14 protein-coding genes are annotated in these 15,293 nt (G+C 66.2%); 5 read left to right on the forward strand and 9 right to left on the reverse strand.

From position 1 onward, the window contains the following. Positions 1-150: 150 nt before the first annotated feature. The gene (locus AC1REK_RS09430; protein ID WP_492268260.1) at positions 151-1,011 is read left to right on the forward strand and encodes an alpha/beta fold hydrolase; all 861 of its coding nucleotides are present in this window, start codon (positions 151-153) and stop codon (positions 1,009-1,011) included. A gap of 82 nt (positions 1,012-1,093) precedes the next feature. On the opposite strand, the gene AC1REK_RS09435 is transcribed toward AC1REK_RS09430, so the two are convergent. From AC1REK_RS09435 to AC1REK_RS09445, 3 genes are all read right to left on the reverse strand, one after another. After that, a complete protein-coding gene (locus tag AC1REK_RS09435) occupies positions 1,094-2,128 on the reverse strand; it encodes an SMP-30/gluconolactonase/LRE family protein (protein ID WP_492268670.1) in 1,035 nt (344 codons plus the stop codon). Positions 2,129-2,304: 176 nt separating this feature from the next. Beyond that, positions 2,305-3,021, reverse strand: a complete 717-nt coding sequence (locus tag AC1REK_RS09440; protein WP_492268259.1) for a ribonuclease activity regulator RraA — start codon at positions 3,019-3,021, stop codon at positions 2,305-2,307. A 175-nt stretch (positions 3,022-3,196) separates the two neighbouring features. Beyond that, positions 3,197-4,171 (reverse strand): Bug family tripartite tricarboxylate transporter substrate binding protein, encoded by a 975-nt coding sequence (locus AC1REK_RS09445; RefSeq protein ID WP_316016891.1) that lies wholly within the window; start codon positions 4,169-4,171, stop codon positions 3,197-3,199. Positions 4,172-4,381: 210 nt separating this feature from the next. Here AC1REK_RS09445 and AC1REK_RS09450 point away from each other — a divergent pair, with 210 nt between their 5' ends. The 4 genes from AC1REK_RS09450 to AC1REK_RS09465 all read left to right on the forward strand — a co-directional run bounded on the left by AC1REK_RS09450 (position 4,382) and on the right by AC1REK_RS09465 (position 9,351). Continuing rightward, positions 4,382-5,086, forward strand: a complete 705-nt coding sequence (locus tag AC1REK_RS09450; RefSeq protein WP_316016892.1) for a GntR family transcriptional regulator — start codon at positions 4,382-4,384, stop codon at positions 5,084-5,086. Continuing rightward, positions 5,076-6,005, forward strand: coding sequence for a dihydrodipicolinate synthase family protein (locus tag AC1REK_RS09455; RefSeq protein WP_492268258.1), 930 nt, complete (start codon positions 5,076-5,078; stop codon positions 6,003-6,005). The genes AC1REK_RS09450 and AC1REK_RS09455 overlap by 11 nt, the downstream gene beginning before the upstream one ends. A 154-nt stretch (positions 6,006-6,159) precedes the next feature. Next, positions 6,160-7,890, forward strand: coding sequence for an L-arabinonate dehydratase (gene araD / locus AC1REK_RS09460; RefSeq protein ID WP_492268257.1), 1,731 nt, complete (start codon positions 6,160-6,162; stop codon positions 7,888-7,890). Positions 7,891-8,010: 120 nt separating this feature from the next. After that, positions 8,011-9,351, forward strand: a complete 1,341-nt coding sequence (locus AC1REK_RS09465) for a nucleotide sugar dehydrogenase (protein WP_492268256.1) — start codon at positions 8,011-8,013, stop codon at positions 9,349-9,351. A gap of 89 nt (positions 9,352-9,440) precedes the next feature. Here the strand turns inward: AC1REK_RS09465 and AC1REK_RS09470 are convergent, their stop codons facing one another. From AC1REK_RS09470 to AC1REK_RS09495, 6 genes are all read right to left on the reverse strand, one after another. After that, the gene (locus tag AC1REK_RS09470; protein ID WP_492268255.1) at positions 9,441-10,844 is read right to left on the reverse strand and encodes a DUF2793 domain-containing protein; all 1,404 of its coding nucleotides are present in this window, start codon (positions 10,842-10,844) and stop codon (positions 9,441-9,443) included. 105 nt (positions 10,845-10,949) lie between these two features. After that, positions 10,950-12,782: a carbamoyltransferase family protein gene (locus AC1REK_RS09475; protein WP_492268254.1), complete on the reverse strand. Its 1,833-nt coding sequence runs from the start codon at positions 12,780-12,782 to the stop codon at positions 10,950-10,952. A gap of 11 nt (positions 12,783-12,793) precedes the next feature. Then, the gene (locus tag AC1REK_RS09480) at positions 12,794-12,943 is read right to left on the reverse strand and encodes a DUF5989 family protein (RefSeq protein ID WP_184231721.1); all 150 of its coding nucleotides are present in this window, start codon (positions 12,941-12,943) and stop codon (positions 12,794-12,796) included. 13 nt (positions 12,944-12,956) lie between these two features. Further along, a complete protein-coding gene (locus AC1REK_RS09485) occupies positions 12,957-13,394 on the reverse strand; it encodes an SxtJ family membrane protein (RefSeq protein ID WP_316016898.1) in 438 nt (145 codons plus the stop codon). Between the two features lie 181 nt (positions 13,395-13,575). Next, positions 13,576-14,352, reverse strand: coding sequence for an SDR family oxidoreductase (locus AC1REK_RS09490; protein WP_492268253.1), 777 nt, complete (start codon positions 14,350-14,352; stop codon positions 13,576-13,578). 69 nt (positions 14,353-14,421) lie between these two features. Beyond that, positions 14,422-15,189, reverse strand: a complete 768-nt coding sequence (locus AC1REK_RS09495; RefSeq protein ID WP_492268252.1) for a GntR family transcriptional regulator — start codon at positions 15,187-15,189, stop codon at positions 14,422-14,424. Positions 15,190-15,293: the final 104 nt, after the last annotated feature.

Below are 15,293 nucleotides of genomic sequence, written 5' to 3' on the forward strand. Positions count from 1 at the left end.
CCCCAGATAAATCGTGCGCGATCTGATCGCAAGGGATTGACAGCTTGGAAAAGATCCGCATATAAATCGCTCACGATCTAATCGTGAGCGATTTATAGATCTGCAATGCGATCCGCCCGGAAGCCGGGCCTCGAGCCAGGGAGTACGATCATGACCGCCAATGCCAAGCCGACCGTCGCCGGCAGCTATGTCACCACCCGTGAAGGCGTGAGCCTCTATTTCAAGGATTGGGGTCCGAAGGACGGCCCGGTCGTCACGCTGAGCCATGGCTGGCCGCTCTCCTCCGACAGCTGGGAGAATCAGGCCTTCTTCCTCGCCAATAACGGTTTCCGCGTCGTCGCCCATGACCGGCGCGGCCATGGCCGCTCCAGCCAGCCCTGGGACGGCAACGACATGGACCATTATGCCGACGACCTCGCCGAGGTGATCGAGGCGCTCGACCTGCGCGATGTCTCGGCCTTCGGCTTCTCGACCGGCGGCGGCGAGGTGGCGCGCTATGTCGGCCGCCATGGCACCAAGCGCGTCGCCCGGCTCGGACTGGTCTCGGCGGTACCGCCGCTGATGCTGAAGACCCCTGCCAATCCCGGCGGCCTGCCTATCGACGTCTTCGACGGCATCCGCGCCGGCCAGATCGCCGATCGCGGCCAGCTCTACAAGGACATCGCCTCGGGCCCCTTCTATGGCTACAACCGGCCGGGCGCGAAGCCGAGCCAGGGCATCATCGACGCCTGGTATGCGCAGGGCATGCAGGGCGGCTTCAAGAACACCTATGACTCGATCGCGGCCTTCTCGGCGACCGACTTCACCGAGGACCTCAAGAAGTTCGACAAGCCGACGCTGATCGTCCATGGCGACGACGACCAGATCGTGCCGATCGACGCCGCCGGCCGCGCCTCGAAGAAGCTCGTCCCGCATGCGGAGCTCAAGGTCTATGAGGGGGCCCCGCACGGCCTCTCCGACACGCACAAGGACCGGCTCAACCAGGACATGCTGGCCTTCCTGAAGAGCTGACCCCCGAAAAGGCAGGAAGGGCCGGCGACCTCCGCGGTTGCCGGCCCTTCGTTGTCAGGTCGGAGCCCTTGTCGAGTGCTCGTCAGACCGCGCCGTGCGCCTCGACATAAAAGGCGTAGAGCGAGTGCGAGCTCGCCATGTAGAGCCGGTTGCCCTTGGGCCCTCCGAAGCAGAGATTGGCGCAGCGTTCCGGCAGGCGGATGAAGGCGAGCGGCTTGCCAGCCGGGCTGAACACCATCACCCCGTCGAGATCCTCCGATCTGCCCCGGAGCGTGTGGACCTTGCGCCCGCCGACATCGCTCGGCTCGGCATTAAGCGCGCCATTGCTGCCATAGCCGCACCAGAGATTGCCGTCTCGGTCGACCTTGAAGCCGTCGAGCGCGCCGAAATCGGCGGCGTCGATCAGCTTGACCTTGTTCGCGACGCCGCCGTCGGCGGCGACGTCATAGCTCCAGATGCTGCGGTTCGGCGTGCCGCGCCATTCCACGACATAGAGCTTCTTCTCATCCGGTGCGAAGGCGAGTCCGTTCGGATTGACGAGATCGGTGATGACGGCCGTCAGCTTTCCGTCCGGCGTGAGCCGGTAGACATTGGTCGTCGCCTGCTCGGGCTTGGCGCGCGCGCCCTCCCATTCGCCGTTGATGCCGAAGAGCGGATCGGTGAACCAGATCGTGTCATCCGATTTGACGACGACATCGTTGGGCGCGTTCAGGCGCTTGCCCTCGAACTTGTCGGCGAGCACCGTGATCTTGCCGTTCTTCTCGGTCCGGGTGACGCGCCGCGTCACCGAATGCTCGCAGGTGACGAGCCGGCCCTGCCGGTCGCGGGCATTGCCGTTGGCGTAGTTGGCGTTGTCGCGGAACACGGTGAAGCCGTTCTTCACCTCGTCATATTTCATGATCCGGTTGTTCGGGATGTCGCTGACGAGAACGTAGCGCCCTTCCGGAAAATAGACCGGCCCCTCGGCCCATCGCATGCCGCTGCCGAGCTGCTCGACCGTGCTCGAATAGATCCGGTATTTCGCGAAGCTCGGATCGAGGATCTCGACCGCCGGATCGGGATAGCGCTGGTTCGGCGTGAACGGGAAGGATTGGGCGAGCGCCGGAATGGCGAGCATCGGGCTCGCCGCCACTGCGAGCCCTCCCTTCAGCAACTGACGGCGAGAGGCATCTTCCATTGCGTTCTCCCATGCTTGCTTGTGTTGCTGCGTTCACGGGCGCCGCTGGACGCCCCCCTTTCATGATCGGCCCTCGTTTGCTTTCCTGCTCGCGCGGCTGGTGCCGCGACCGACGGCTACTTCCAGCCGGGGCGCCATCGCGCGAATTCGGCCTTGGTCTCGTCATTGGCCGGGTAGAGCCCGAAAATGCCGCGCCCCTCGCGCACCTTCTCCTCGACGAAGTCCTCATAGGCCGTCTGCTCATAGGCCTCGGCGGCGACCTCGTTGGCGAGATGGGCGGGAATGACGCAGACGCCCTCGCCGTCGCCGACGATGATGTCGCCCGGATAGACCGGGACGTCGCCGCAGCCGATCGGCGCATTGAGGTCGAGCGCATGGTGCTGGATCAGGTTGGTCGGCGCGCTCGGCCGGTTGTGATAGGCCGGGATGCCGAGCGCGGCGATGTCGGGGGTGTCACGGAAGCCGCCATCGGTGACGATCCCGGCGACGCCGCGCTGCATCAGCCGGGTCACCAGGATGCAGCCCGCGGAGGCGGCACGCGGATCCTTGCGGCTGTCGATCACCATGACATGGCCCGGCGGGCAGGCCTCGACCGCGACGCGCTGCGGATGCTCGGTGCCGGCGAAGACGCCGAGATGGTCGAGATCCTCCCGCGCCGGGATATAGCGCAGCGTATAGGCCTCGCCGACCATGCGCGCCTTGGGATCGAGCGGACGCACATCCTGGATGAAGACGTTTCGAAAGCCGCGCTTGAACAGGGCGGTGGTCAGGGTCGCGGTCGAGACGCGCTTGAGCTTCTCGCGGTTCTCGGGCGTCAGGGCAGTCGATGTCATTGGCGGGCGTCCTCGTTCAGGCCACGACTCAATCAGCGCCAGGATCGTCATTCCGGACAAGCGGCATAAGCCGCGCAGCTCCGGAATCCATCTCGAGGCGAGCCCTGTGATGGATTCCGGCACTCCGCTTCGCTGCGGCCGGAATGACGAGCGAGGCTAGCGGCGAACCCGCCGCTCACTCGATCCTGACATTCGCCTTCTGGGCGACCTCGGCCCAGCGCTTGGTCTCGTTGGCGATGTGGGTGGTGAACTCGGCCTGCGAGGAGCCGACCGCGTCGACGCCGAGCTTCTTGAGCTGCTCGATCACGGCGGGCTCGCGCATAATCGCCTGCGTCTCGGTCGAGAGCTTGGCGACGATCTCCGGCGGAACCTTCGAAGGCGCGAAGAAGCCGTGCCAGGAGCTGGCGTCATAGCCCGGGATGAATTCGGAGAGCGCCGGCAGGTCGGGCGCGACCGCGAGCCGCTTCGGCGTCGCCGTGGCGAGAGCGCGGATCTTGCCGGCTTCGACATGCGGCCAGGCGATGGTGATGTTGTCGAAGGTCAGCTGGATCTGGCCGGAGAGCAGGTCCTGCGTCACCTGCCCGCTGGAGCGGTAGGGCACATGGACCATGTCGGTGCCCGTCGCGACCTTGAACAGCTCGGCGGCCATATGGGTCGAGGTGCCGGCGCCGGACGAGCCGAACGAGTATTTGCCGGGGTTCTTCTTCAGCAGCTCGATCAGCTCCGGCACGGTCTTGGCCGGCAGGTCGAGATTGACCATCAGGATGTTCGGCACGCTCGCCACCTGCGAGATCGGCGCGAAATCCTTGATGTGGTCATAGGGCATCTTGGCATAAACGCCGGGGTTGATCGCATGGCTCGACACCGTGCCCATGGTCAGCGTGTAGCCGTCGGGCTCGGAGCGGGCCACCGCCGCAGCCCCGGTATTGCCGCCGGCGCCGACCCGGTTCTCGACGATGAACTTGCCGCCGAGACGGGCACTGAGCCGGTCGGCCAGGATGCGCCCGAGCAAATCGGTCGTACCGCCCGCGGCGAAGGGCACCACGATGGTGACGACCTTGCTGCCGGGATAGGCGGACTGCGCCAGGGCCGGCGCCGCGATCAGGCTGGCCGCGCCGGCGAGCAAAGCCCGGCGTGTGAACTTCGTCATCTGTTCCTCCCCTTCTGCGTTTCCCGCCCTGCCGCGTGCTTCAGGCCGCGCCTCGTTGGGCGTCTTGCCCTTTCCCATAGCACGGGATTTGAAATTTGAAATCTGAAATTTCAGACTTGATACAGCTTGCGCTTTGTGGTGACTGATGCGGAATGGCGCTGTCCGGCGCGGCCCGCACAAGGGATCGGCCGACGGATGGCTGGAGCCCCGATGTCAGACCTGCTCGCGATCGAACCCGTCTCTCCGCACCTGCTGCGCTCGCTGCGCGAGCATGTGCATGAGCGCCTGCGCCGAGCGATCGTCGCGGGCAATTTCCGCAATGGCGAGCGCCTGAACGAGCGGCATCTTGCCGATCTGCTCGGCGTCTCCACCACCCCGGTGAAGGACGCGATCCGCAAGCTCGAAAGCGAGGGCCTTGTCCGCACCGAGGCGCGCCGCGGCGTCTTCGTCGAGTTTTCGGCAAGGCAGGCGCTGGAAATGGCGCTCGGCCGCGCCGCGCTCGAAAGCGTCATGGCCCATATCGCGGCCAACCGGATCGGCGACGCGGAGATCGCCGAGATGGCGCGGCTGATCGACGAGATGGCGCACGCGACCGAGCACAGTGCGCTCGAAGACCTCGTCAACCTGAACGAGGCCTATCACGGCATGATCCACCGCATTTCCGGCTGCGCCTATCTGGAGCGCCGGCTCGACGGCCAGCGCATGTACGACCATGCCCAGCGCATCGCCCTGCTCGGCGAGCCGGCCGAACGGCGCCAGGGCTATGTCGAGCACAAGGGCATTTTCGAAGCGCTCGCCGCCCATGATCCGGCGCTGGCGGAGCAAAGGATGCGGAGCCACATCGTCCGCTCCGCCAAGAGCCATGTGCGCCAGGTCTTCGGCGCCGACGCGGAAGGATTGGCCTATGACGAATGAGAGCGGACAGCAGAAGGTGCGCGAGGCGCTGCGCGGCATTTCCGGCGTGCACGTCACCGCCTGGAAGAACGATGGCGAGGCCGACTGGGCGCTGACCGGCAAGATCGTCGCCCGCATCGCCGTCGCCGGCATCCACAACATCGTCTCGGCCGGCAATACCGGCGAATTCTACCCGATGACCACCGACGAGGTGGTGCGCAGCCACGCCGTCGCGGCCGAGGCTGCCGCCGGCAAGGCGCTGGTTACCGCCGGCATCGGCCGCTCCCTGCGCGAGGCGGTTTCGACCGGCAGGCTTGCCGCCAAGGCCGGCTGCGATGCCGTGATGGTGCATCACCCGCTCGACCCCTTCGCCGCACCGCAATCCCAGGCAGACTATTTCCTGGCGATCGCAGAGGTGCTGGAGATCCCGCTCGTCGCCTATGTCCGCTCCGATGCGATCGGCGTGAAGGATCTCGCCCGCGTCGCGAACCACCCGAACGTCGCCGGCGTGAAGTTCGCCTCCAGCAACATGATGCTGCTGGCGGATTGCGTCCGCGAGACTGAAGGCTCCAGCGCCAACTGGATCTGCGGCCTCGCCGAGGGCTGGGCGGCGCCCTTCTACGCGCTCGGCGCGCGCGGCTTCACCTCCGGCCTGATCAATGTCGCGCCGGAGCGGTCGCTGGCGGTCTGGCGGGCGCTGGAGGCCAGCGACTACGACGCCGCGCGCCGCGAGGTCGACGCCATCGCAGGCTTCGAGAAGCTCAGGACGAAATACGGCAACGGCGCCAACGTCACCGTGGTCAAGGAAGCGCTCGGCCTGCTCGGCACCAATGTCGGCCCGGTGCGGCTGCCCGGCCTCCCGGAGCTCAACGAGAGCGAACGCGCCGAGCTGCGGGCGATCGTTTCGAGCTGGGGTGGCCAGCGAGCAGCGGCGGAGTAGCGCCTCATCGTCATGGTCGGGCTTGTCCCGACCATCCACGTCTTCCTTCGCCAAGCGCGGTGTTCAAGACGTGGATGCTCGCCACAAGGGCGAGCATGACGGCAGTGCCCGTCATGAGCAAAACTTAGAACACCAAGAATTCGAGGAAACGCCGATGTCCTATCCCCGCAAGACGCCCGACACGCTACGCTCGAAGCGCTGGTTCGGCGCCAGCGACCTGCGCTCCTTCGGACATCGCTCGCGGGCGCTGCAGATGGGGCTGAACCATGACGAGTTCATGGGCAAGCCGGTGATCGGCATCCTCAACACCTGGTCCGAGATCAACCCCTGCCACACCCATCTGCGCGACCGTGCCGAGGCGGTGAAGCGCGCAGTCTGGGCGGCCGGCGGCTTCCCGGTCGAGATCCCCGTGATGTCGGCCTCAGAGCAGTACCAGAAGCCGACGACCATGCTCTATCGCAACTTCCTGGCGATGGAGGCGGAGGAATCGATCCGCTCCCATCCCCTCGACGGCGCGGTGCTGCTTGGCGGTTGCGACAAGTCGACCCCGGCCCTGATCATGGGCGCCTGCAGCGCCGGCCTGCCCTTCATCTTCGTGCCGGCCGGGCCGATGCTGCGCGGCAACTGGGCCGGCAAGGTGCTGGGTTCCGGCGCGGACGTCTGGAAGTACTGGGCCGAGAAGGAGGCCGGCAACATCTCCGACGACCAGTGGCGCGACATGGAGAGCGGCATCGCGCGCTCGCACGGCACCTGCATGGTGATGGGCACGGCCGCGACGATGATGAGCCATGCCGAGGTGCTCGGCCTTACCCTTCCCGGCGCCTCGGCCATCCCCGCCGCCGACGCCGCCCATCCGCGCATGGCGGCGGCTGCCGGCAAGCGCATCGTCGAAATGGTCTGGGAAGACCTGACGCCGGACCGCATCCTGACCCGCAAGAGCTTCGAGAACGCGCTCACCGTCCACATGGCGGTCGCCGGCTCGACCAATGCGATCATCCATCTCGTCGCCATGGCAGGGCGCGCCGGCGTGCCGCTCACCCCCGACGATTTCGACGAATTCTCGCGCAAGGTGCCGGTCATCGCCAATCTGCGGCCTTCCGGCGAATTCCTTATGGAGGATTTCTTCTACGCCGGCGGACTCCCTGCCCTGCTGAAGCAGCTCGAGAGCAAGCTCCACACCGACGCGATGACCGTCACCGGCAAGCCGATTTCGGAGACGATCGCCCTCGCCCAGGTCTATGACGACAACGTCATCCGCCCGCTCGACAAGGCGGTGTCGACCGCCAACGGGCTCGCCGTGCTCAAGGGCAACCTCGCCCCCGATGGCTGCGTCATCAAGCCTTCGGCCGCCGAGTCGCGCCTCTTGAAGCACGCCGGCCCTGCGCTCGTCTTCGAGGACTATGACGCGATGATGCGGGCGGTGAACGACGAGAATCTCGACGTCACCGCCGAGCACATCATGGTGCTGAAGAATTGCGGCCCGGTCGGCGGCCCCGGCATGCCGGAATGGGGCATGCTGCCGATCCCGAAGAAGCTGCTGAAGCAGGGGGTGCGCGACATGCTCAGGCTCTCCGACGCCCGCATGTCCGGCACCAGCTACGGCGCCTGCGTCCTCCACATCGCGCCGGAAGCCTACATCAAGGGCCCGCTCGCGGCGGTGAAGACTGGCGACATCATCAGGGTCGATGTCGAGGCTCGCAGAATCTCGGTCGATCTCACGCCCGAGGAGATCGCCGAGCGCCTGAAGAGCTGGACGCCGCCCGACCGCGACTATCCGCGCGGCTGGGGCAAAATGTCCGCTGCCCACATCCAGCAGGCCGACAAGGGCTGCGATTTCGACTACCTCACCGGCACGGCCAAGGTGGCGGAGCCGGAAATTCACTGAGAGCTGCTGCCGGTCGTCGAGGCACGGCATTGCCCGCTGTTGACGACGCCCGGCAACTCTGGGACAGCCTCGGCACGAAAGCGCGTGGTCGCGTGTTTCGCCGCATTTCCCGGAGGTTCCGTGACGTCCTCAGTGGCCGAGCAGTTCATCGAGCGTGTCGATGACCGTTCCATCGTGATCGGGGTCATCGGTCTCGGCTATGTCGGCATCCCGCTCGCACTCGCGGCGCTCCGGCAGGGCATCAAGGTCATCGGCTTCGACATCGACCAGAAGCGCGTCGATGCGCTCAATGCCGGCCAGATCGCGATCAAGCATATTCCGATGGACCTGATCGTCGAGGGAACCCGCACCGGCCGCTTTGTCGCAACGACCGATTTCGACCGGCTTGGCGAGCCCGATGCGCTGCTCATCGCCGTGCCGACGCCGCTGACCAAATATCGCGAACCCGACCTGTCCTATGTCGTCAGAACGACGGAAGCGATCGCTCAGCGCCTCCGCAAGGGCCAGCTCGTCGTGCTGGAATCGACCACCTATCCCGGCACGACCGAGGAGGTGATGCGACCGATCCTCGAAAGCACGAGCGCGCTGACGAGTGGCAAGGACTTCTTCCTCGCCTTCTCGCCGGAGCGCGAGGACCCCGGCAATCCCGATTTCGGGACGTCGACGATTCCCAAGATCGTCGGCGGCGACGGCGCCGACGCACTGGCGATGTCGCTGGCACTCTACGGCGCCCTCGTCGTCAAGGCTGTGCCGGTTTCCTCGACCGCGACGGCAGAAGCGGTGAAGCTCACGGAGAACATTTTCCGCGCCGTCAACATCGCGCTCGTCAACGAGCTGAAGACGGTCTACGCCGCGATGGGCATCGACGTCTGGGAGGTAATCGACGCCGCCAAGACCAAGCCCTTCGGCTTCATGCCCTTCTATCCGGGACCGGGGCTCGGAGGGCACTGCATCCCGATCGATCCGTTCTACCTGACCTGGAAGGCGCGGGAATACGACATCACGACCCGCTTCATCGAGCTTGCCGGCGAGATCAACACCCGCATGCCCTATCAGGTGGTCGACCAGCTCGCCCGGCTGCTCGATTCCGAGGGCCGCAAGAATCTCAGCGATGCCAAGATCCTGATCCTCGGCATCGCCTACAAGAAGAACATCGACGACATGCGCGAGAGCCCCTCGCTCAAGCTGATCGAGCTGATCGAGAAGCGCGGCGCAACGGTCGCCTTCCACGATCCCTTCATCCCGGTGATCACGCCGACCCGCGAGCACCCCGAGCTGACCGGCCGCAAGAGCGTTCCGATCGGCAAGGAGGCGCTCGCCGGCTACGATGCCGTGCTGATCGCGACCGACCATGACGATGTCGACTACGCCTCGGTCGTCGCCAATGCGAAGCTCGTGGTCGATACCCGCAATGTCTGTGCCCGCAAGGGCGTCGGCGCAGCGCACGTCTTCAAGGCCTGATCGAGCCAGAGCACCGCGCCCGTCCAATCGGCAGGATCGATGAGAGCGCGATCGCTTCGGGACGAGCTGCGCCCTGAACGGCCCACCGATCAGAGTTCGGCGTCGAAGGCGATCTCGTCGAAGCTGGCATAGGTGCGCCCCTCCGCCGAGGCGCGGATCGAGGCGACCGCAATGGCGGTGGAGTTCGGCGTGATCCACCTCTCGCCACCATAGATGTTGGCCTCGGCTATGACCGTGTAGCTTGCGGCCGGCATCGCCCGCATCGCGACCGGAAACTTCAGCAGCTGCTGCATGTAGCCAAAGGCGGCATGATAGCAGTCGAGGTGGACCGGCATGCCCGGGCGCCAATGATAGCGCTCGCAGAGCTGCCGCTCTTGCGTCTGATTGCGCGCCAGCCATGGGCTCGGCGCGTTTCCCGTTTCGAGCTTGATCGCACGGAATGTAACTGCTCCCGCCGAGGGTGCGATCTGGACCGCGAGATTGCCGCTGTCGCCGACCGCCGGCGTCAAGATGACGAAGCGCCGGCCGCTTCCGGCGGTGATCGTTCCCGAGACGCTGCCGAGCGTCACCTCGAGATCGCCGCCGCTCAAGTCCTCGACAGACAGGCAGAGCGGCGTCGATGCGAAGGACGACAGGCCCCAGAGCGCCGGCTCGACGATCTGCTGGATCGCGCCGGAGGTCAGGGTCAGATCGAAGCCGCTGCGGCTGAGCGTGGCGCCGCCCGCATGCGCCTTCCAGCGGTCATAGGCGAATGCGCCCGCCGTCAGCGCTCCACCGGCGAAGCCACGCTGGTTGACCTGCCAGTCGCCATTGATCAGCAGGTTCGGCCGCGGCACGTCGCGCGCCCAGTCGCTCGCCGGCAAGCTGACCAGCCCGCTCGCCCGGTCGACGACCAGCGCCTCGGTCCAGTTCGCGCCGTCGGCGCTGACCTTGATCCGGAACTGATCGTCACCGGCGAGCCCGATCTCGGCCCGGCCGGACCAATCATCCTGGAACAGCAGGCTTGCCGTGCGCGCCGCGCTCGCCTTGTTGAGCTTGAGCCTGTGATCCGTGCCGGCATGGTTGAACAATGTGGCGTCGGCCGAGACGGCAAGCCGGTTCGTCGCATCGGCCGTTGCGTTCACCCCCCAGAGCGCAGCGCCCAGGCTGCTTTCGGGTTGCGAGCGGCGCCATTGCGAGCCGGTCCAGACATGGTGCTCGGCCTCGTCGCTCACCCACGCCTGCCAGCCGGCGCGCGGTGGCAGGAAGCTCCAGGCGCCGTCCTCGAAGATGGCGAGTTCATCCTGACGACCGGCGAAGGCGCCGCTGCCGCCGGCCGGGACGATATAGGCCGCGGTCTCAGCCGGCGACGCTGGCGCTGCGGTCTGCGTGCGGCTGGCGACGACCAGATGCACGAGTGCATCGAGCCGCATCAGCGCATCATTGTGGGTGACATGCTTCTGTGCCTGCCCGGCGGCGAGCAGGGGCAGGCCGAGACGCGGGGTTTCGCTCATGGGGCCTCGCAAGGTCGGATCGGCACGCGGGAGGCGCGCCATGCCGGCCGATTATGCGGGCTCCCACAGCGACGGGGATTGTTTGCGATCTTATCCCCGCGCTCCTCAGTCGAGCTCGAAGGCTTCCTTGTAGTCGAGCTTCAGCGCCGGGTCCTGATCCTCCTTGCGCAGGATGCAGTCGCCGACGACCAAAAGCTCGATCTCCGAGCCCATGAAGCAGCGGAAGGCGTCGGTCGCGCTGCAGACGATCGGCTCGCCGCGGACGTTGAAGGAGGTATTGACCACGACCGGACAGCCGGTCAGCGCCTTGAAGCGCGAGATCAGCTGGTGATAGCGCGGATTGGTCTCGGCATGGACCGTCTGGATGCGGGCCGAATAGTCGACATGGGTCACGGCCGGAATGCTCGAGCGCGGCACGTTCAGCTTGTCGATGCCGAACAGCGCCTTCTCTTCCGCCGTCATCTCGCGGCGCAATTCCTCGCGCACATCGGCGACCAGCAGCATATAGGGCGAGTCGCCGTCGAGCTCGAACCAGTCGGCGACATCCTCGCGCAGCACGGACGGCGCGAAAGGCCGGAAGCTCTCGCGGTATTTCACCTTGAGATTGAGCGTCTTCTGCATCGCCGGGGAGCGCGGATCGCCGAGGATCGAGCGGCCGCCAAGCGCACGCGGGCCGAACTCCATCCGCCCCTGCATCCAGCCGACCGCCTTGCCGTCCGCGAGACCCTGCGCCGTCGCCTCGATCAATGCGGCATCGTCCAGAACGTCGAACTTCGCCCCGGCGGCCGTCAGCTCGGCCTCGATCTCGGCCTCACTGAAGCTCGGGCCGAGATAGCTGCCGCGCATCGCGTCGCCCTTGGCAGGGACGTCGCGCGGCTTGCCATGGAAGAGGTGGTAGCCCGCGAGCGCGGCGCCCAGCGCACCGCCGGCATCGCCCGCCGCCGGCTGGATCCACAAGCACTCGAAGATGCCCTCGCGCAGCAGCTTGCCATTGGCGACGCAATTCAATGCGACACCGCCGGCGAGGCAGAGGTTCTTCATGCCGGTCTCGGCCCGCACCGAACGCGCGAGCCTCAGCACGATCTCCTCGGTCACCGCCTGGATCGAGGCCGCCATGTCCATGTGGAACTGGGTCAGCAACTGCTCCGGCCCGCGCACCGGCTCGCCGAACAGCGCGGCGAACTTGTCGTTGGTCATGGTCAGACCGACGCTGTAGTTGAAGTAGCTCTGGTCGAGATGGAAGGTGCCGTCTTCCTTGAGGTCGACGAGTTTCTCCAGCATCAGCCTGGCGAAGCGCGGCTCGCCATAGGGCGCGAGGCCCATCACCTTGTACTCGCCGGAATTGACCTTGAAGCCGATGTAATAGGTCACCGCCGAGTAGAGCAGCCCGAGCGAATGCGGGAAATGCAGCTCCTTGTGGACCTTGAGATCGTTGCCCTTGCCGACGGCGAGCGTCATCGTCGCCCATTCGCCGACCCCGTCCATGGTCAGGATCGCCGCTTCCTCGAATGGCGAGGGATAGAAGGCGGAGGCGGCGTGCGAGAGATGATGCTCGGTGAAGAGCAGCTTCTCGACATCGAAGCCGGGGCTGAGCTTCTTCAACTCCTTGGCGATGATCTGCTTCTGGAACAGCTTTTCGCGCAGCCAGAGCGGCATCGCCATCTTGAACGACTGGAAGCCGCGCGGCGCGAAGGAGAGATAGGTTTCGAGCAGGCGCTCGAACTTGATGAAGGGCTTGTCGTAGAAGACCACCGCATCGAGTTCGTCGAGCCCGCAACCGGCGACCGAAAGGCAGTACTCGACCGCATGTTTCGGGAACTCGGCGTCGTGCTTCTTGCGGGTGAAGCGCTCCTCCTGCACCGCCGCCTCGATCCGCCCGTCGACGACCAGCGCAGCCGCGCTGTCGTGATAGAGCCCGGATATGCCGAGAATGCGCATCCGCCTGCAGCTCAGAACAGCGTGTAGATGAAGGGCGCGATCGCGCTGCCCTTGGTCAGGAACAGCAGGCCGCCGAGCAGCACGCACATCAGGAGGATCGGCGCCAGCCAGAACTTCTTTCGCGCCGCCATGAAGCGGAAGAACTCGCGCAGGAACGACATCGGTGTTTCCCTGTCAGAACTGGTCTTTCATCGAGACCGGTTCCGGCCCCGGCGGATCGCGGACGACCCAGTAGCTCTTCGCCTCCGGCTGAGACCTGAGCTTGAGAAAATCCTTGCCGACCAGCCGGGCGACCAGCGCCATCGGCGTGAAGACGAGGAAGAACAGGATGCCGAGCACGATCGGGTTGATGATCATCGCCAGCAACAGGCCGAATTTCATCCAGAGCCTGTTCAGCCGCGCGAGCAGCGCAGGCCGGATCAGCGCAACGGCAAGAAAGCCTGCCGCGATGAGCGCAAGCCAGGGCCAGGCTCGCCCGTGATGCCAGGCGTTGTAGAGGCCGATCAGCGCGAAGACGGCCGCGAAGACGAAGCCGAAGGAGCGATCGCTCGATCCCTCGCCATCGTCATGGCCTGCCCCGGCCCCGAATTCGTGATGCACGCCCTTCGCCAAGCCGCCGCTCCTGTCCAAGCGGCATCCTCTAGGCGATTAAGGGCGGAAGGTACAGGGCAAGCGGGCCGCGAACTCTGGTGTCATGGTCGGGCTTGTCTCGACCATCCACGTCTTCCTTTGGGCAGTGTCGTGTTCAAGCCGGTCATGCTCGCCACAAGGGCGAGCATGACCGGCCCGCCTCTCAGCTCAGCATGCGCGTATCGCCGCAGACCGAGATCTCCTGTCCCGAAATCGTCTTGGCGAAGGGCGAGGCCAGGAAGACGATCTGCTTGGCGATGTCGTTGGGGTCGACGAACTGCTTGATCGAGACGCCGGCGAAGAGCCGCCCGGTCATCTCCTCATGCGAGACGTTGAGCGAGCGCGCCTTGTTGGCGATCACGCTCTGGATGCGCGGGCCGTCGACCAGGCCAGGGCAGATCGCGTTCGCCCGGATGCCGAATTCGCCGAGCTCGGCCGAAAGCGCCTTGGTGAAGCCGATCACGCCCCATTTCGCCGCCGCATAGGGCGAGCGCAGCGGGAAGCCATGCTTGCCAGCCTGGCTGGAGAGGTTGACGATCGAGGCGTTTTTCGACTGCTTGAGGTGCTCGACCGCAAGCCGGGTGCAGTTGAACTGGCCGGTCAGGTCGATGGCGACGCAAGCGTCCCAGTCCTCCGGCGCGATCTCGTCGACGCGGCCGGTCGGCCCGGCGATGCCGGCATTGTTGACCAGGCAATCGAGCCCGCCGAGCGTCCCGATTGTCTCCTCGAACAGCCGCGCCACCGCCTTGCGGTCGGAGACGTCGCAGACCGAGCGCGTGATCGCAGGATCGCTCTGCGCCATTTCGGCGAGCGCCTTCTCGTCGACATCGCAGATATGGACCTTGGCGCCCTCCGCCGCGAAGGCCCGTGCCGTCGCGCGGCCGATACCGTTGGCACCCGCCGTCACCAGCACGCGCAGGCCCTTGATCGTCAAATCCATCGTTTCCGTCCCTTTGCCTTTTGTCGTTTGCCGGTCATTGCCGGCCGTGATTGCGATCGCTTGCCGGCCCTAGCCTGAGGCGAGCCTTCCCGTGCCCTCGATATGGTCCGCCGCCTGCTGGATATCCTCCGCCAGGGCCTTGCGGGCCGCCGCCGGGTCGCGTTCGCGCAGCGCCACGACCAGCGCCGCATGCATCAGCACCGCGCTGCCGCGGTCGAGCCGGCGGGCCTCGGCGCGCATGTCGAGATTGAGGATCGGCCCGGCCTTGAGCCAGAGGCGCTCGATCGTCTCGACCAGAAGCGGCATCCCGGCAGCCTCGTAGAGCGCGAAATGCAGATTTCGGTTGGCAGCGACCGCGCCCGCGAGGTCCGGTGGGTCGGCGCTCGCGGCCTTGCGAAAGGCCTGCTCATGGCTGGCGATAACGGCGATCTGGTTCGGCGTCGCGATCTTCGTCGCCTCCTCGGCGGCGAAACCCTCGACGACGAGGCGAACCCGGGTCAGCTCGCGGAACTGCGCCAGGGTCAGCACCGGTACCCGCACCGCCCGGCCCGGCAGGACCTCGAGCGCCTTGTCGGCGACGAGCCGGTTCACCGCCTCGCGCACCGGCATCATCGAGACCCCGAGTGCCTCGGCGACGCGGCGAAGCGAGAGCTTTTCGCCCGGTGCGAGGCGCCCCGAGACCAGCAGCGCGCGCAATTCCTCGGTCACCCTTTCGCCCAGCGTCTCGCGGGCGAGCGAGCCGATCTCGTCGAGAGCGCCGCCCTCCGGCGCCGCGGGGGCAGCGGCGGCCAAGCCCGATGTGGGCGAACGGCGCGAGGACTGGACAGGGGCGGTCATGTCTGCCAACCTAACTGTGATCACAGATCACGACAAGCGGCACGAAGACCGCAAACGAGACGAACGACAGCGAAACGCCGACGCCAAGAGGCGCGGCATGCGTT

Source organism: Allobosea sp. GW823-FHT02B03 (genome assembly GCF_058797755.1).